Below are 17307 nucleotides of genomic sequence, written 5' to 3' on the forward strand. Positions count from 1 at the left end.
ATCGCGCCCAATCTGAATCGCCAAGCAATTCAGATTGGGCGCGTGAATCTGCTCTCGATTCAATAATTTAGAGCACGGCCTCGCGTTTATCCGGGGTCACTTCATGACCCCGGATAAACGCGACGTGCTCTAGCCCACCTTGCCCCCAACGCTTAAGGAGACCCGTGCATCATGCTGCCGATACCGGTGGACAGCGGGTTCGATGTCGCCTTCCGCCTGATCGACAAGGCGATGGACGACGCCGAATACCTCCAGCCCCAGAAACTGCACCGCCTGCTGTTCCTGGCCCAGGCCTACTACGCGGTGGCCAACCGAGGGCGCCGCCTGATCCCCGGGGTCTTCGTCGCCGATCCCTCGGGACCGCTGGAACCGACCCTGTTCCGCGCCTTCGAAAACGGCCGCCCGCCCCTGGAACCCAAACCCCTGGCCGAACCGATCAGCCACTTCCTGGACAGCATCTGGCGCAAGTTCGGGGCCCACTCGGCCGACCACCTGACCCGCCTGCTGAAATCCCACCCCCCCTTCCAGGAAGCCGCCGCCCAAGGCCCGCGCAGCGAAATCACCCTGAAAGCCATGGTCCTCTTCTACGGCCGCAAACAAACCCCCGGCGGTACCCGCCCCGCCGGCGCCCCAGCCGTCGAAGACGTGGTCCGACCCCGCGTCATGCGCAGCCATACCGGCAAACCCGTCAACGTCACCCAATGGATGCCCAAATCCCACAAATCCACCAAATGACCCCACAGCGGCGGATGCCGGCGGGCAGGTGCCGCGCACCAAGGGGGCGCTGCCCCCTTGACCCCCGCCGGGGGGACCAGGGGCCCCCCCGGACCCCCGCCGCGACTTAAAGCCGTGAAGAGGGGGGTATCCGAGCGCACGCGCTCGGATACCCCCCTCTTCACGGCTTTGACTCATGGTGGGGTCTGGGGAGGCCTCCCGGCCTCCCCAGCGGGGTTCAAAGGGGCGGAGCCCCTTTGCTGCGCAGCAGCTTGCCTGCAGGCGCCCGCCGCTGTGGGGTCATTCGGTGGATTTGCGTTTCATGTGGGCGCGCAGTTCGGCGCAGTGGTCGGTATCGTCGAGGCGGGGGGTGAACCAGACCACGTCGAAGGGCAGGGTGGGGGTATTGAAGCGTTCGGCGTAGTGTTCGAGGGTGGGTTTGTCGGGGCTGACTTCGAGCAGGCCGATGCTGAAGGTGGCCAGATCGGGTCGGAACCGGCGGGCGTGGTAGGGCACGGCGACGTCGCTGCGCAGGTGGCCGGTGCCGGCGATCAGGACGCCTTGGCGGCTGGGGCTGTGTTCGCGGGCGGCGATGAGGGCCTCGGCCATGACGGCGTCGCGGGCGCGCTGGGTCTGGGCCATGGCGGGGATGGCTTTTTCGGGCATCAGGCCGCAGTGGCCGCGTCGCACGGCTTCGGCCAGATGTGCTGCCAGGTCGGCCGGCATGGGCTCGGTCAGGCCGAGGTTTTGGGCGCGGGCTTCGCCGAGGCCGGCGACGACGCCCTGGCGGGCGGTGGTGCGCAGTTGCTCGGCGGCGAGGTTGGCCGGCAGCAGGGGCAGGCGGGCCTCGAGGGCGGTGGCGAAGAGGGGGCGGTAGAGGGCGAACTCGGGCCAGCCGGTGTTGGCCCAGTCGAGCGCCTGGGCCAGGGCGTCGGGGCTTTCGGGCAGTGGGTCGGGCAGGGTCTGGTCGGGGCGGATCATTTCCACCGCCAGCCCGGGGTGGCGCCCGCGCTCGACCAGTTGGGCCAGCATCCAGGCTTGCAGGCGGTGGTGGTCGGGGTTGTCGTGGACCTCGCCGAGCAGGGCCAGATCGGCCGCCAGCAGGCGGCTGACCAGGGCCTCGGGCGAGATGGCGTGGCCTGCCGCCGGGTCCCAGATGGTGCCGACCAGCGGGTCGTCGGCATCCAGTTCGGTTTGCCAGTCGGTCCACGGGCCGGACAGGCGGCCGTCGAAGGGGTTGGCCTGGGCGGAGGGGGCCATGGATGAAGTCATCAGCCATCCCATGAGCAGGATCAGGGCCAGGGCGGGGCGCGGCAACACTGCGGGCATGGGGCCTCGTTTCAGGTGATTGGGTCGAATGCCCCCAAAGATCGTGTCAGCGATAGTAGATGGCAAGGTAGAGGCAGAGCAGCACCATCACCGCCACCGCCGCGTTGCCGACCCGCCAGGTGCGGGCCAGGGTGCCGGTCGGGCCGTGGCCGCGTTCCAGGGTGGTGAACAGGCGGGCCAGCAGGTGGCGGCCGGCCCCGGTCAGGCTGTCGTAAAGGGCGCCGATCAGGGCCAGGGCACGGCCGGCCAGCCAGGGGCCGGGGCGGCGGTACAGCCAGTCCCAGTCCAGGCTGAGGGTTTCGGTGCGCTTCATCAGCGGCAGCAGCACGAAGAAGGCCAGCCCGGCGAACAGCAGCAACTGCAACTGCTTGACCACATGGGCCGTGGTGTAGGGCACGTAGTCCACGGGGAAGGGCAGGATGGCGTACAGCGGCTGCGGGAACAGGCCCAGGCCCAGGCAGAAGGCCGAGAAGATGACCATCGCCACCTTCATGTTCAGCGGCGGGTCCTTGGGCCTCAGGCCGCGGTCCTTCTGGAAGAAGACGAACCACGGGAACTTGATGCCGGCGTGCAGGAAGACCCCGGCGCTGGCCGCTTCCAGGCCCATCCACACCCAGGCCATGTGCTGGTCGGCGGCGCCCTGGGCGATCATCGATTTGGAGATGAAGCCCGAGGTCAGCGGGAACGAGGAGATGGCCAGCGCCCCGATGATGCCGGCGGTGCAGGTCAGCGGCATGGAGCGGAACAGGCCGCCCAGCTCGGTGCACTTGGTGCGCCCGGTCATGTAGAACACCGAGCCGGCGCTCATCAACAGCAGGGCCTTGTAGATGATGTGGGTGAAGGCGTGGCTGGCCGCGCCATTGAGCGCCATTTCGGTGCCAATGCCCACGCCGCAGACCATGAAGCCGACCTGGTTGATGATCGAGTAGGCCAGGATGCGCCGCATGTCGTTTTCGAGCAGGGCGTAGATGATCCCGTAGAAGACCATGTACATGCCCACCCAGATTAGGATCTGGGTGCCCGGGAAGCCGGCGATCAGCACATAGACGGCGGTCTTGGTGGTGAAGGCCGAGAGGAACACGGTGCCGGAGAAGCTGGCCTCCGGGTAGGCGTCGGGCAGCCAGGCGGTGAGCGGCGGGGCGCCGGCGTTGATCAGCACGCCGATCAGGATCAGCCAGGTGGCGACGGTTTCCGGCTGCATGGCGGTGAAGGCGATGCTGCCGGTGTCCATGATGTGGCCGATGATGCCGGCCATCAGGATCACCCCGCCCAGCAGGTGGACCTGCAGGTAGCGCAGGCCGGCCCGGTAGGCGGCCGGGCGGGCGGCCGACCAGATCACGGTGGCCGAGGCGACGGCCATCACCTCCCAGAAGACGAACAGGCTGATCAGGTCGCCGGCGAAGGTGACGCCGATGGCGCCGCCGGCATAGACGTTGGCGGCGGCCAGCTCCCAGGTGCTTTTCTGCCGCAAGGCGAACAGGTTGCCGACCAGGGCCATGAGCGAAAAGACGGTGGCGAAGACCCGGGTCAGGTCGGTGGCCCGCAAGGGTTCCAGCACGTGCCCCAGGAAGGGCAGGGCGAGGTGGCTGCCCTCGGGGATCAGCCACACCCAGCCGAGGACCAGGGCCGGCCCGCCGACCAGCCACAGCGGGCGGGCCGGGCGCGGGATCAGCGGCAGCAGCAGGCCCAGCGCGATCAGGCCCAGGGCCGGGGGCAGGGGGAGGGCCACCTCAGGCGTCATAGTAGGTGTCCTTGCGCTTCAGGGCGTAGCCCAGGCCCTTGGCGAACAGCACCATGGCGACACAGCTGATGAACCCGTACCAGCCGTAGAAGCCGAAGGTGCCGTCGATGCCGAAATGCGGGTGGCCGTGGACGGTGAGGTCGAGCAGCACCAGCAGGGCGAGGCCGATCCCGCTGCCCCACCACAGGCGGCGGATGGTCGTCGGGCGGACCAGCCAGTGGCGCTCGGCTTCCGGGCGCTCGTGGTCGGGGGTGACGGTGGGCGGCGGCTGGCCGCACTCGGGCAGGGGGGTGGTTGCGGGCGTCTGGCTCATGGGGTGGCTCCGACCAGGGCCAGGGCGAGATCGAGCACCGGGCGCGGGAACAGGAACAGCAGCACCGTCAGGCCGGCGGTGGTGGTCAGCGCGGCGACGATCGGCCACGGGGCCTCGCCATGCGGCGGGTGGTGGGCGTCGTCCGGTGGTGGGGCGCGGAAGAAGGCGGCGTAGACGATGGGCAGGAAGTAGGCCGCGTTGAGCAGGGTGGAGAGCACGATCACCCCCACCGCGACCCACTGTTCGGTCGCCCAGGCGCCGCTCAGCATGAACCACTTGGAGAGGAAGCCGGCGGTTGGCGGCACCCCGACCATGGACAGCGCCCCGATGGCGAAGGCGCCCATGGTCCACGGCATGCGCCGGCCGATGCCGTCAAGCTGGCTGACCTGGGTCTTGTGGGCGGCGGTGTAGATCGAGCCGGCGGCGAAGAACAGGGTGATCTTGCCCACCGCGTGGGCGGCGATGTGCAGGGCCGCGCCAGCGACGCTCAAGGGGGCCAGGATGGCCGCCGCCAGGATCACGTAGGAGAGCTGGCTGATGGTCGAGTAGGCCAGCCGGCGCTTCAGGTTATCCTGTTTGAGGGCGATCAGCGAGGCGATCAGGATGGTCGCCCCGGCGGCATAAAGCAGCCAGTCGGCACTGGGCGAGGCGTTCAGCAGGTCGAGGCCGAAGATGTAGACGATCACCTTGACCACGCTGAACACGCCTGCCTTGACCACCGCCACGGCGTGCAGCAGGGCCGAGACCGGGGTCGGCGCGACCATCGCCGCCGGCAGCCAGCGGTGGATCGGCATCAAGGCGGCCTTGCCGATGCCGTACATGAACAGGAACAGCAAAAGCCCGACCTCGGGCTCGTCCACGTGGCCGGCCAGGATGCCGCCGGGGGTGAAGTCCATGCGCCCGGTGGCCTGCCACGTCCAGACGATGGCCAGCAGCAGAAAGCCGATCGAGGTGGACATCAGGATGCCCAGGTAGACCCGCCCCGCCTCGCGCGCCTCGGCCCCGCCCTTGTGGGTGACCAGGGGGTAGGTGGACAGGGTCAGCGCCTCGTAGAACAGGAACAGGGTGAACAGGTTGTCGGCCAGCGCGATGCCCATGGCGAAGCTGATGGCCAGCCCGAAGCAGACGTAGAAGCGGGTCTGGTGGGCCTCGTTGTTGCCCCGCATGTAGCCGATGGAATAGACGCTGTTGACGATCCACAGGCCACTGGCGACCAGGGCGAAGATCAGCCCCAGGGGCTCCACCGACAGGGCCAGCGGCACTCCGGGCATGACCGCAAGCTCGACCGGCGAGACGGTTCCGCCGCCCAGGCTGTGGGCCAACAGGCGCAAAACCTGCCAGAACAGCAGGCCGGCGGTGACCAAGGTCACCGTCTCGCGCTGGGTGGGCTTGCCGGCGCTGAGCGCGATGAGCAGGGCGCCGGCCAGCGGGGTGGCGACGATCAGCAGCAGCGGATGGATGATCATGCCCCGCCCTCCAGCAGGGTGCGGGTGGCGGTCTCGGCGATCCCCACCGGGCCCGAGGCGTCAAGGCCGAAGTAGATGCAGGCCAGGGCGACCAGCCACAGCGGCAGGCGCAGCGACAGCGGGGCCTCGGCGATTTCCGGGCCGCCCTCGGGGACGGGGCGGAAGTAGGCCGCCTCGATCATCTTCCAGACATAGACCACGGCGAGCAGCGAGGTGAACAGGATGAGGCCGGCGACCAGCCACAATTGCTGGGCCAGGGCGGCCTGGAGCAGCATCCACTTGGAGACGAAGCCGACCGTGCCCGGCACGCCGATCAGGCTCAGGCCGGCGATGACGAAGGCGGCCATGGTCCACGGCATGCGCTTGCCGGCCCCGGCCAGGGCCGCCATGTGGGCGCTGCCGGTGCGCCAGACCACGGCGCCGACGGCCAGGAACAGGGCGAACTTGATCAGCGCGTGGTTGAAGACGTGGATCAGCCCGGCGCTCAAGCCGGCCGGACTGGCCAGCCCGACGCCGAGCAGCATGTAGCCCACCTGGGCCACCGAGGAATAGGCCAGCAGGCGCTTGGCGTCCTCCTGGTAGATCGCCGACAGCGAGGCGACCACCACCCCGGCCAGGGCCAGCACGCAGATCAGGGTGCCGGCGCTCAGGCCCAGCGGCCCTTCGAGAACCAGCAGCCCGGTGCCCCCGAAGACGGTGAACACGAAGCGCACCAGCACATAGATCGACACCTTGGTGGCGGTCGCGGCAAGGAACGCGGTGACCACCGAGGGCGCATAGGCATAGGCGTTGGGCAGCCACAGGTGCAGCGGGAACAGGGCGGCCTTCAGCGACAGCCCGACGGCCAGGAAGGCGATCGCCATCTGCACCGTCGTGGTGTCCATCTGGGCCGGCACCAGGGTCGCCAGATCGGCCATGTTGAGGCTGCCCGTCATCATGTACAGAAGGCCGATGCCGATGACGTAGAAGGTGGCGCCGATGGTGCCCAGGATCAGGTAGTTGAAGGCGGCGGTGAAGGCCCGCCGGGTGCTGCCCAGACCAATCAGCGCGTAGGAGCTGAGCGAGCTGATCTCCAGGAACACGAAGACGTTGAACACGTCCCCGCTGATGCACATGCCAAGCAGGCCGGTCAGGCACAGCAGCATCAGGGAATAGAACAGGCTGGCCCGGGCGGGCGGGATCTCGCGCGCCACGCTGGCCCGGGCATAAAGCAGGCTCACCGCGCCGATGCCGGCGACCAGGACCAGCATGCCGGCGCTCAAAGTGTCGATGCGGTACTCGATGCCCCACGGCCCGGCCCAGCCGCCGACGGCATAGACGATCGGCCCGCTGTCCAGCACCCGGGCCAGCAGGCCGCCGGTGACGGCCAGGGTGGTCAGCCCGGCCAGGGCGGCAAGGCTCCAGGCCAGGGCGGGGCGGATCATCAGGGCGACCAGTGGCGCGGCAAGCAGCGGCACCACGATGGCCAGGGCCGGCAGGTTGTCGCCCAACAGGCTGAGCGAGGGGGTTGCGGCGTGGGCCGCGTGTTGGGCCGTGTGGGTGGCGCTTTCGGTGACGCCGTGGGCGGCGGCTTCGGCAACCTTCAACAACTGGCTCATCGGTCGTCCTCGCCGTGCTCGATGGCCAGGATCTCATCCTCCTCGATGGTCCCGTAGGCTTCCTTGATGCGCACCACCAGGGCCAGCCCGAGCGCCGTGGTCGCCACCCCGACCACGATGGCGGTCAGGATCAGCACGTGCGGCAGCGGGTTGGAGTAGGTCCGGCCCAGCGCCTGATCGAGGATCGGCGCGGTGCCGCCGTCGATCTTGCCCATCGAGATGTAGAGCATGAAGACCGAGGTCTGGAAGATGTTCAGGCCGATGATCTTCTTGACCAGATTGCCGCGGTCGATGACCACGTAAAGCCCGGTCATCATCAGCCCGATGACGATCCAGTAGTTGCCATGGGCCAACAGCGCCCCGCTTAAAGTCTCGATGCTCATCGGGGCCTACCGCTTGCGACCGGCGAAGGAGAGGAAGATCAGGCTCATGATGGCGAACACGGTCATCCCGACGCCCAGCTCGACCAGCAGGATGCCGTAATGCTGGCCGTGGTGCGGGTCGTGGGCCATCACCGAATAGTCGAGGAAGGCGCCGCCCAGCAGCATGTCGACCACGCCGACGCCGGCGTACAGCAGCACCCCGCTGGCGGCCAGGGCGCGCAGCACCGGCAGGGGCAGCACCTTTTCGGTCCGCGCCCGGCCGAACAGCAGGGCGTAGAGGATCACCGCGGCGGCGAAGATCACCCCGGCCTGGAACCCACCGCCCGGTCCGAAGTCGCCATGGAACTGCACATAAAGCGCGAACAACATGATGGGCGGAATGAAGAACTTGGCGGTAACCCGCAGAATCGAATGGCGTTTCATCGCCCGTCCTCCGCCTCCGGCCCGGGGTCCTCAAGGTCGCGCCGACGGTCCCGGCCGACCACCCCCAGCAGGATCAGCACCGCCATGCCGGCGGTGAAGATGACCGTCGTCTCGCCCAGGGTGTCGTAGCCGCGATAGGAGGCCAGCACCGAGGTCACCACGTTGGGCAGCCCCACCTCGCGCCCCGATTCCTCCAGGTAGCGGTTGGCCACATGCTTGTGGATCGGCGCCTGCCCGTCGCCGAAGGCCGGCATGTCGGCGGTGCCATAGAGCAACGCCGCTCCGGTCACCACCACGGCGACCAGGGCAAGCCGCGAGCGTCGCGACGGGGTCTGGCTGGTGCGGCCGATCAGGGCCAGGGTGCCGAGCGCCAGCACGGTGGAGACGCCGGCCCCCACGGCGGCCTCGGTGAAGGCCACGTCGACCGCGTCCAGCACCACGAACAGGGCGGCCGAGGTCAGGCTGTAGATGCCGCTCAGCATGACCACGGCGAACAGGTTGTTCAGCCGCACGATGGCCAGCGCGGTGACCATCAGAAAAACCAGCAGCACAAGGTCGATGAAGGCGGACATGGCGCTCAGTGCTGCTCCGGATCCAGGTGGTGGGTCACGCCCGGACGCGGCCGGCCGTTTTCAAGGTCGCCCTCGCCGAGCGGCTTGAGGCCCTCGGTGAAGGCGGCGTTGGCCAGCGCGTGGGTGGCCACCGGGCTGGTGAACAGCAGGAAGACGGCGATCAGCAGAAGCTTCACCGCGACCAGGGTGGGGCCGGCCTGCACGGCCATGCCGACCAGCATCAGATCGGCCCCCAGGGTGTCGATCATGCCGGCGGCGTGCAGGCGGGTGTAGAAGTCGGGCAGGCGCACGATGCCGATGCCGCCGATCAGGATGAAGGCCCCGCCGCCCAGGATCAGGGTCCAGCTCAGCACGTCCAGGACAAGGTCAAGCATTCGGCTTCCCCCTAGACGTCGCCGATGTCGCCACCGCCGGCGGTGTCGCCGAGGGTGGAGAACTTGAAGAACTTCAGCACCGCGATGGTCCCGATGAAATTGATCAGGGCATAGACCAGGGCGATGTCGAGGAATTCCGGCCGCCCGTCGAGGAACCCCAGCAGGCCGATCAGCAGCACGATCTTGGTGCCGAAGCTGTTGACCGCCAGAATGCGGTCCCACACCGTCGGCCCGACCAGGGCGCGGGCCAGGGTCATGGCCATGGTGACCAATACGGCAAGGGTTCCGGCGGTGAACATCTAGGGCGACCCTTCAGCTTTCCAGGGCAACGATGCGGCGGTCCATCTCGCCGGCCAGCAGGTCCTCGGCGGCGTCGCGGCTCAGGGCGTGGACGACGATCCGGTTGCCCTCCACCACCATCGACACGGTGCCCGGGGTCAGGGTGATGGCGTTGGCATAGATCACCTGACCCAGCTCGCTCTTCTCATGCGCCTCGACCTCGATCACCGACGGCGTGATGGGCATTTTCGGCGACAGGATCAGCCGCGCCACCGCGATGTTGGCCTTGGCGATCTCCCACAGCAGCCAGCTCCAGAAGAAGAGGATGCCGCGCCCGGTCAGGTGGATCGGGTGCCCCTCCTGGTCGAGCACCTCAAGGCGTCGGGCCAGCCACACCACCAAAGCCACCGAGCCCGCGCCGAAGGCCAGGATCAGCCACTCGGTATGTCCGGACAGCAACAGCCACAGGGCGGCCATGGTCAGGGCCAGGCTCAGGGTCTGGACAGGCACGGGCCAGGGCCCTCCATGCACGACACGGGAAAACGGGACAGTGCCGGCAAGGACCGGGCGGTGACCTCGGTCAGTGCCGTGCGGGCGGCCCCGAATGGGAAGAAACATCCGGGCGGTTCTACTGTCCCCGCAACTTTCTGTCCAGAGGGGCGCGTCCGGGCGGGGCACGGCGACCCCCCATTTGCCGTTGTCCGCCCGGGGCGCCTTGGGTAGGCTGCCCCGGCCCATCCCACCAGACATCCAGAGCCCCCCCGACATGACCATCCACCTCCACGTCGGCGACCTGCCCGGCGATCTCGATCTCGGCGACCTGCTGGCCGTCGATACGGAAACCATGGGTCTCAACCCACACCGCGACCGCCTGTGCGTGGTCCAGATCTCGGCCGGCGACGGCGACGCCCACCTGGTCCACTTCCCGACTCCCGACTTCGCCGCCCCCAACCTGCGCCGGGCGCTGAACGGCAAGGGACTGATCTTCCACTACGCCCGCTTCGATCTGATGATGCTGATCCAGAACCTGGACCTCGATCCCGGCCCGGTGTTCTGCACCAAACTCGCCTCGCGCCTGTGCCGCACCAATACCGACCGCCACGGCCTGCGCGACCTGTGCCGCGACCTGATCGGCGTCGAGGTCAGCAAGGAACAGCAAACCTCCGACTGGGGCGCCCCCAGCCTGACCCCGGAACAACAGGCCTACGCGGCAAACGACGTGCTCCACCTGCACGCCCTGAAAGAAAAACTGGAACACCTGCTGAGCCGCGAAAATCGCGCCGAGCTGGCCGACAACTGCTTCAAATTCCTCCCCACCCGAGCCAGACTCGACCTCGCCGGCTGGCTCGACCAGGACATCTTCGCCCACTCGTAACACCCCAACCCCAGGGCGACCCCACCCACCGCCCGGGAGTGTCGGAAACGCAAAGGGGCGCCGCCCCTTTGAACCCCGCTGGGGAGGCCGGGGGCCTCCCCAGACCCCACCATGAGTCAAAGCCGTGAAGAGGGCGGTATCCGAGCGCGCGCGCTCGGATACCCCCCTCTTCACGGCTTTAAGTCGCGGCGGGGGTCCGGGGGGACCCCTGGTCCCCCCGGCGGGGGTTCCAAGGGGGCAGCGCCCCCTTGGCATTGCCGGCACCCCGGGCGGTGGGTGGGTCCGTCCTGGGGTTGGGGGTGTTGCTAGTCGGCGAAGGGGTCGTGGACGAGGATGGTATCGTCGCGTTGGGGGCTGGTGGAGAGCAGGGCGACCGGGGCTTCGATCAGTTCTTCCAGGCGGCGCACGTATTTCACGGCGGCGGCCGGCAGGTCGGCCCAGGAGCGGGCGCCCTGGGTGCTTTCCTGCCATCCGGGGATGGTTTCGTAGATCGGTTCGACCCGCGCCTGGGCGCCCATGCCGGCCGGGAAGTGGTCGAGGGTGTCGCCGTCCAGTCGGTATCCGGTGCAGATTTTCAATTCGTCGAAGCCGTCGAGCACGTCGAGTTTGGTCAGCGCGATGCCGTCGATGCCGCCGACCTTCACCGCCTGGCGGACCATCACGGCGTCGAACCAGCCGCAGCGTCGGGCGCGGCCGGTAACGGTGCCGAATTCGCGGCCCCGCTCACCCAGGCGTTGGCCGATGGCGTCTTCCAGTTCGGTGGGGAAGGGGCCGGAGCCGACGCGGGTGGTGTAGGCCTTGGTGATGCCCAGCACGTACTGGATGGCGCCGGGGCCGATGCCGCTGCCCACGGCGGCCTGTCCGGCCAGGGTGTTGGAGCTGGTGACGAAGGGATAGGTGCCGTGATCGACGTCGAGCATGGTCCCTTGCGCGCCCTCGAACAGGATGCGCTTGCCGGCCCGGCGGGCGGCGTCCAGGTCGCGCCACACCGGGGCGGCGTAGGGCAAAAGGCGCGGGGCCAGTTCCTGCAGGGGGGCCATCACCTCCTCGGCGGTCAGCTCGTCCGAGCCCAGGCCGCGGCGCAGGGGATTGTGGTGGGCAAGCAGGCGTTCGACCTTGGCCGGCAGGGTATCGGGCTCGGCCAGATCGCAGACCCGGATGGCGCGGCGCGCCACCTTGTCCTCGTAGGCCGGGCCGATGCCGCGTCCGGTGGTGCCGATGCGGGCCGGTCCGGCGGCCACTTCGCGGGCCTGATCCAGGTTGCGGTGGATGGGCAGGATCAGGCTGGCGTTGTCGGCCAGACGCAGCACCTCGGGGGTGATGGTCACGCCCTGGGTGGCGATGCGGTCGATCTCGTCGAGCAGGGCCCAGGGATCGACCACCACGCCGTTGCCGATCAGGCTTTTCTTGCCCCGCACCACGCCCGAGGGAAGCAGGGAGAGCTTGTAGGTCTTGTCGCCGACGACCAGGGTATGGCCGGCGTTGTGGCCGCCTTGATAGCGCACCACCATGTCGGCCCGCTCGGACAGCCAGTCGACCACCTTGCCCTTGCCCTCGTCGCCCCACTGGGCGCCCACGACGGCCACGTTGGACATGACAAACCTCGCCTTGATGCAGAAAAGAAAAGGGAGTGCTAAAGGGCGACCGGGTGGTCACCCTCCAGCACATGATCGCAGCCCAGGCGCCGGGCCTCGGCCTTCAGGTCGGCGGCGCCGTCGAGGGCGCCCAGGGTGACGAAGCCCTGGCCGTGCAGGCGCCGGCGCAGGGCCGGGTCGGTGGCCGCCGGGACCAGCACTCGGGGGCGGGCCGGCGGCTCGGGCAGCAGTTCGGTGATGGCGTCCATGGACAGGGTCATGCCGGTCGCCGGCTCGCCCGAGGTGGCCGGGATGCCCAGCGGGGCGGGCGGCTCCAGGGTGGCCCGGTAGCGGCCGCCACGGGCCAGCTCGCCGCGTCCGCCATCGGCGAAGACGGTGAAGGCAACCCCGCTGTGGTACTCGAAGCCCCGGCTTTCCGTGGGATCGACGGTCAGGCGCAGGGTCGGGTCCTGGGCGTTCAGGCAATCGAGCACGGCGAGCAGGCGGTCGCGCAGGGTGGCCGCCTCGGCCGGCAGGTCGAGTCCGGCCAGGGCGGCGACGGCCCGTTCGGCCGGCCCCAGGGCTTCCATCAGGCCGCCGAGCAGGGCGCCGTGCGGCCCGGCCAGGGCGGCCACGGTGCCGGCGTCCTTGTGGTCCAGGGCCAGGATCAGGCTTTCGGTGGTGGCGTCATCGAGCCCCAGGCCCCGGCACACGGCGGGGACCAGGGTGGGCAGCGACAGATCGACCGAGACGCCGCCGATGCCCAGGTGCTCCAGCGCCCCGGCGGCGAGCATGATGACCTCGGCGTCGGCGGCCGGGGTGTCGGTGCCGATCAGCTCGATGCCGGCCTGGGTGAACTGGCGGCGCGGCCGAAGCTGGGTGCCTTTGACGCGCAGCACCTGCCCGGCGTAGGCCAGCCTGAGGGGGCGGGGTTCGCCGTTGAGGCGGGTGGCGGCGATGCGGGCCGCCTGGATGGTCATGTCGGCGCGCAGGCCCATCATGCGCTGCGACAGCGGGTCCATGACCCGGAAGGTGGCCGGCCCGGTGGCGGCGCCCGGGCCGCCGAGCAGGGTTTCCTCGAACTCGATCAGCGGCGGCTTGATGCGCCGATAACCGTTGGCGGCGACGAAGCCGACCGCCGCCTCGACCGCGCGCCCCTCGATCTCGGCGCGGGGCGGCACCAGGTCTTCCAGTCCGGTTGGCAGCAGGGCCTTGTCGGCAAGCGTGGTCATCGGCGGGGCGGGCGCTGACAGGAGAAAGAGGGAAAGGGAGGCGCCAAAAAGGCGCGCCGCTGTTCCTAACCCGTCGCGGCGGGCGGCGCAAAGGGTTTCGGGCTCAGCGGTAGAGGGCCTCGATGCGCGGCCCATGCGCGGCGCGGATGGCGTGGCGGCGGATTTTCATGGTCGGGGTCAGCAATCCGTTGTCGACCGAGAAGGGGTCGCCGATGATCGCGAAGCGGCGCACCTTCTCGATGCTCTGCAGGCGTCCGTTGGCCCGTTTGACGGCCGCCTCGAGGCCGGCCCGCACGGTGGGGTCGGCGGCCACTTCCTCGGGGTCCTCGGGGAGGTCGTCGCCAAACAGCTCGGCCAGCCAGCCGGGATCGGGCACCAGCAGGGCGACCAGATGCGGCCGGCGGTCGCCGTCGACCATCGCCTGGCCGATCTCGCGTTCCAGGGTGAGCGCCGATTCGACCCGCTGCGGGGCGATGTTGTCGCCGCCCGAGTTGACGATGATGTCCTTCTTGCGGTCGGTGATGGCCAGATGGCCGTCGGCCTCCAGGCGGCCGATGTCGCCGGTGTGCACCCAGCCCTCGGCGTCCAGCGCGGCCCGGGTGGCCTCGGGGTTGTTCCAGTAGCCCTGCATGACCAGCTCGCCGGCGACCAGGATTTCCCCGTCCTCGGCAATGCGCACCCGGGTGTCGACCAGCGGCGGGCCGACCGCGTCCAGGCGCACCCGGCCGGGCGGGTTGACGCTGACCACCGGCCCGGTCTCGGTCTGCCCGTAGCCCTGCAACAGGCGCATCCCGAGGGCGGTGAAGAATTCGCCGACTTCCGGGGTGAGCGGGGCGCCGCCGCTGACCAGGGCCTTCAGGCGGCCGCCGAAGCGGGCCGCCACCTTGGCCCGCACCAGCCGGTCGAGCAGTCGGTCAAGGGGGATCAGGTAGGGCGGCAGCGGCCCGGCGAGGCGCCGCCGGCCCAGGGCCAGGGCCAGTTGGAACAGCCAACGTTTCACCCGGCCCTGCTGGGCCATCGCCGACAGGGTGCGCTGGCGCAGCAATTCATACAGCCGGGGCACGGCGGTCATGATGGTGGGGCGCACCTCCAGCATGTTGCCGGCCAGTTTCTCGACGCTTTCGGCGTAATGGATGTGGGCCGCCACCGACATCGGGAAGAACTGGCCGGCGGTGTGCTCGTAGGCGTGCGACAGGGGCAGGAAGGAGAGGAAGATTTCGTCGTCCAGGCCCAGGTCATTGAGCACCTGCTGGGCTCCGTGGCAGTTGTGCAGGATGGCGCCGTGGCTGGTCATCACTCCCTTGGGGGCCCCGCCGGTGCCCGAGGTGTAGATGATGCAGGCGGTGTCGGTGCGTTTCAGCCCGGCCTCGCTGGCCGGCCTGGGCTGCCCTTCGCCGGCCTTGAGCACGGCCTCCCAGGACAGGGCGCGCACCCCCTCTGGAGGCGTGTCGTCGACCGGTTCGATGAGGATCACCGTGCGGCAGGCGGTGGCCCGGGGCAGGGCGGCGAGCAACCGGGCCCCCAGGGCGGCGGTCGAGGCGATGGCGATCTCGGCCCCGCTGTCGCTCAGCAGGTGGACCAGATCGTCCACCGTGTGGGTGACATAGGCCGGGGTGGTGATGCCGCCGGCGCTCATGATGGCGAGATCGGCGATCAGCCATTCCGGGCGGTTTTCCGACAGCAAAAGGACGCGCTGGCCGGGCCGCGCTCCCTGCGCCACCAGCCCGGCGGCCAGATGGTCCACCTGCTCGGCCACCGCGCCCCAGCTCTGGGCCTGCCAGCGGCCCTGGCGGCGTTGGCTGATCAGCGGGCGCTCGGGGTGGCGCGCCACCTGGCGGCGGAACAGGTCGAGCAGGCTGTCGCAGGCGCGGCAGTCGACGGCGTGTTCCGGCAGCGCGGCGGGGGGGGTGGCGGTCATGCGCGGGCTCCTGGATGGATAGGGGACCGGTCGGGGCATCCCGTCCGACCTAATTTATGGTTTATCCCGGCCGCCGGCCATAGGCTGGCGCCGGGACAACGTACGGCCGGCTTGTGAGGCGCCGGCCCGGCCCCCATATCAGCCGCCGACCCGAACCGGAACCACATCAGGACCCGACCCGCAATGCCAGGCTTTTCCCCCGTCCCCCTCCGCGAAACCGCCGAGACCGCCGCCGTGGCCGGTGCGGGCGGGCTGCCCGAATGGGACCTTTCGGACCTCTATCCGGCCCCGGATTCGCCGCAACTGGCGGCCGACTTCCAGCGCGCCGCCGAGGAAGCCGAGGCCTTCGCCGAGGCCTATCAGGGGCGCATCGCGGCGCTCTCCGGGGTCGCCTTCGGGCAGGCCCTGGTTGCCTACGAAACCCTGTCGGAACGCCTGCAACGGATTATGAGCTACGCCCAGTTGGTGCACGCGGCCAGCGTCTCCGACCCGGCGGTGGGGCGCTTCTATCAGGACGCCCAGGAACGGGCGACCGACATTTCCAGCCGCATCCTGTTCTTCACCCTGGAAATCAACCGGCTGGAGGACGTGGACCTGGCGGCCAAGCTGGTCGATTCGGTGGCCGCCCGCTACCGGCCGTGGCTTGAGGACCTGCGCCTGTTCAAGGAGCACCAGCTCTCCGACGATCAGGAGCGGCTGCTGCACGAAAAGGCGGTCAGCGGGCGCAACGCCTGGATCCGCCTGTTCGACGAGACCATGGCCGATTTGCGCATCCCGCTCGATGGCGGCGAGCCGGCCACCCTGACCGAGGCGCTGGACCGCCTGTCCGACCCCGAGCCGGCCCAGCGGCGGGCCGCCGGCAAGGCCATCGGCGAGACCCTGGCCGAGCGCGGCCGGCTGTTCGCCCTGGTCACCAACACCCTGGCCAAGGACAAGGAGATCGAGGACCGCTGGCGCAACTACGCCCACCCGATGGCCTCGCGCAACCTGTCCAATCTGGTCGAGGACGAGGTGGTGGATGCCCTGCTTTCGGCGGTCCAGGACAGCTATGGCCGGCTGTCGCACCGCTATTACGCCATCAAGGCCGGCTGGATGGGCCAGGGCGGCAGGCTCGACTGGTGGGACCGCAACGCCCCGCTGCCCGACGACGATGACCGCCGCTTTTCCTGGGACGAGGCGCGCGACACCGTGCTTTCGGCCTATCACGCCTTCTCGCCCGATCTGGCGGCGATCGGCCGGCGCTTCTTCGACAACGCCTGGATCGATGCCCCGGCGCGGGCCGGCAAGGCGGGCGGGGCCTTCGCCCATCCCACGGTGCCCGGGGCCCATCCCTACCTGCTGCTCAACTACATGGGCCGCACCCGCGACGTGATGACCCTGGCCCACGAGCTGGGCCACGGGGTGCATCAGGTGCTGGCCGCCGGGCAGGGCGCGTTGATGGCCGACACCCCGCTGACCCTGGCCGAGACGGCCAGCGTGTTCGGCGAGATGATGACCTTCCGCGCCATGCTCGATCAGGCCACCGACCCCAGGCAGCGGCGCACCATGCTGGCCGGCAAGGTCGAGGACATGCTGAACACGGTGGTCCGTCAGGTCGCCTTCTGCCAGTTCGAGAAGCGGGTCCACGAGGCGCGTCGCGGCGGCGAGGTCGAGGTGGGCCGGTTGTGCGACATCTGGATGCAGGTGCAGGAGGAAAGCCTCGGCCCGGCCTTGCGTTTCGACAATGACTACCGCTTTTTCTGGGCTTATATCCCGCACTTCATCCACTCGCCGTTCTATGTCTACGCCTATGCCTTCGGCGATTGTCTGGTGAACAGCCTGTACGACGTTTATCAGCGCGGCGAGGTGTCCGGGTTCCAGGACAAGTACATGGACATGCTGCGCGCCGGCGGCACCCTGCGCCATGGCGCGCTGCTCGCCCCCTTCGGCCTGGATGCCGCCGATCCGGACTTCTGGAAGCGCGGCCTGACGGTTCTGGAGGGCTTCATCGACGAACTGGAAGAGGTTGCCTGAGCA

Annotated in this window: 17 protein-coding genes; 3 read left to right on the plus strand and 14 right to left on the minus strand. The window is 69.3% G+C overall.

Translation table 11 applies throughout. The annotated features are described in order from the left end of the window. Window positions 1-171: 171 nt before the first annotated feature. Complete coding sequence (locus BLR95_RS05270) at window positions 172-735, plus strand: Panacea domain-containing protein (protein ID WP_176787636.1); 564 nt, start codon at window positions 172-174, stop codon at window positions 733-735. A gap of 279 nt (window positions 736-1014) precedes the next feature. On the opposite strand, the gene BLR95_RS05275 is transcribed toward BLR95_RS05270, so the two are convergent. From BLR95_RS05275 to BLR95_RS15710, 11 genes are read right to left on the minus strand one after another with little or no spacing between them, the layout of a single operon-like run. Beyond that, window positions 1015-2043 carry a ChaN family lipoprotein gene (locus BLR95_RS05275; protein WP_092616595.1) on the minus strand — a complete coding sequence of 343 codons (1029 nt, stop codon included), beginning with the start codon at window positions 2041-2043 and terminating at the stop codon, window positions 1015-1017. Between the two features lie 46 nt (window positions 2044-2089). Beyond that, window positions 2090-3784 carry a Na(+)/H(+) antiporter subunit D gene (locus tag BLR95_RS05280; RefSeq protein ID WP_245689280.1) on the minus strand — a complete coding sequence of 565 codons (1695 nt, stop codon included), beginning with the start codon at window positions 3782-3784 and terminating at the stop codon, window positions 2090-2092. Beyond that, window positions 3774-4097 (minus strand): hypothetical protein, encoded by a 324-nt coding sequence (locus BLR95_RS05285; RefSeq protein ID WP_245689281.1) that lies wholly within the window; start codon window positions 4095-4097, stop codon window positions 3774-3776. Before BLR95_RS05285 ends, BLR95_RS05280 begins: the two co-directional genes overlap by 11 nt. Further along, the gene (locus tag BLR95_RS05290) at window positions 4094-5563 is read right to left on the minus strand and encodes a monovalent cation/H+ antiporter subunit D family protein (protein ID WP_092616598.1); all 1470 of its coding nucleotides are present in this window, start codon (window positions 5561-5563) and stop codon (window positions 4094-4096) included. The genes BLR95_RS05285 and BLR95_RS05290 overlap by 4 nt, the downstream gene beginning before the upstream one ends. Continuing rightward, window positions 5560-7161 (minus strand): monovalent cation/H+ antiporter subunit D family protein, encoded by a 1602-nt coding sequence (locus BLR95_RS05295; protein WP_176787638.1) that lies wholly within the window; start codon window positions 7159-7161, stop codon window positions 5560-5562. The genes BLR95_RS05290 and BLR95_RS05295 overlap by 4 nt, the downstream gene beginning before the upstream one ends. Beyond that, the gene (locus BLR95_RS05300; protein ID WP_092616601.1) at window positions 7158-7544 is read right to left on the minus strand and encodes a cation:proton antiporter subunit C; all 387 of its coding nucleotides are present in this window, start codon (window positions 7542-7544) and stop codon (window positions 7158-7160) included. Before BLR95_RS05300 ends, BLR95_RS05295 begins: the two co-directional genes overlap by 4 nt. Window positions 7545-7550: 6 nt before the next feature. Beyond that, a complete protein-coding gene (locus BLR95_RS05305; RefSeq protein WP_092616604.1) occupies window positions 7551-7967 on the minus strand; it encodes a Na(+)/H(+) antiporter subunit B in 417 nt (138 codons plus the stop codon). Continuing rightward, entirely contained in the window at window positions 7964-8539 is a 576-nt protein-coding gene (locus BLR95_RS05310; protein WP_092616607.1) for a DUF4040 domain-containing protein, read from the minus strand. The genes BLR95_RS05305 and BLR95_RS05310 overlap by 4 nt, the downstream gene beginning before the upstream one ends. A gap of 5 nt (window positions 8540-8544) precedes the next feature. Continuing rightward, window positions 8545-8913 (minus strand): monovalent cation/H(+) antiporter subunit G, encoded by a 369-nt coding sequence (mnhG, locus tag BLR95_RS05315; RefSeq protein WP_092616610.1) that lies wholly within the window; start codon window positions 8911-8913, stop codon window positions 8545-8547. Between the two features lie 11 nt (window positions 8914-8924). Beyond that, window positions 8925-9212 carry an MrpF/PhaF family protein gene (locus BLR95_RS05320; RefSeq protein WP_092616613.1) on the minus strand — a complete coding sequence of 96 codons (288 nt, stop codon included), beginning with the start codon at window positions 9210-9212 and terminating at the stop codon, window positions 8925-8927. 13 nt (window positions 9213-9225) lie between these two features. Next, window positions 9226-9702, minus strand: a complete 477-nt coding sequence (locus tag BLR95_RS15710) for a Na+/H+ antiporter subunit E (protein ID WP_176787640.1) — start codon at window positions 9700-9702, stop codon at window positions 9226-9228. Window positions 9703-9958: 256 nt separating this feature from the next. On the opposite strand from BLR95_RS15710, the gene BLR95_RS05330 reads away from it, so the two are divergent. Beyond that, window positions 9959-10567, plus strand: a complete 609-nt coding sequence (locus BLR95_RS05330) for a ribonuclease D (protein WP_092616616.1) — start codon at window positions 9959-9961, stop codon at window positions 10565-10567. Window positions 10568-10872: 305 nt separating this feature from the next. Here BLR95_RS05330 and BLR95_RS05335 read toward each other — a convergent pair whose 3' ends face one another. The 3 genes from BLR95_RS05335 to BLR95_RS05345 all read right to left on the minus strand — a co-directional run bounded on the left by BLR95_RS05335 (window position 10873) and on the right by BLR95_RS05345 (window position 15291). Next, the gene (locus tag BLR95_RS05335; protein WP_092616619.1) at window positions 10873-12162 is read right to left on the minus strand and encodes an adenylosuccinate synthase; all 1290 of its coding nucleotides are present in this window, start codon (window positions 12160-12162) and stop codon (window positions 10873-10875) included. Window positions 12163-12200: 38 nt separating this feature from the next. Then, on the minus strand, window positions 12201-13373 hold the full coding sequence (locus BLR95_RS05340; RefSeq protein WP_092616621.1) for an ATP phosphoribosyltransferase regulatory subunit: 1173 nt from the start codon (window positions 13371-13373) through the stop codon (window positions 12201-12203). A gap of 103 nt (window positions 13374-13476) precedes the next feature. Continuing rightward, complete coding sequence (locus BLR95_RS05345) at window positions 13477-15291, minus strand: AMP-dependent synthetase/ligase (RefSeq protein ID WP_092616624.1); 1815 nt, start codon at window positions 15289-15291, stop codon at window positions 13477-13479. Window positions 15292-15474: 183 nt separating this feature from the next. On the opposite strand from BLR95_RS05345, the gene BLR95_RS05350 reads away from it, so the two are divergent. After that, window positions 15475-17304 carry a M3 family oligoendopeptidase gene (locus BLR95_RS05350; protein WP_092616627.1) on the plus strand — a complete coding sequence of 610 codons (1830 nt, stop codon included), beginning with the start codon at window positions 15475-15477 and terminating at the stop codon, window positions 17302-17304. Window positions 17305-17307 lie beyond the last annotated feature (3 nt).

Source organism: Roseospirillum parvum (assembly GCF_900100455.1).
Lineage (GTDB): Bacteria > Pseudomonadota > Alphaproteobacteria > Rhodospirillales > Rhodospirillaceae > Roseospirillum > Roseospirillum parvum.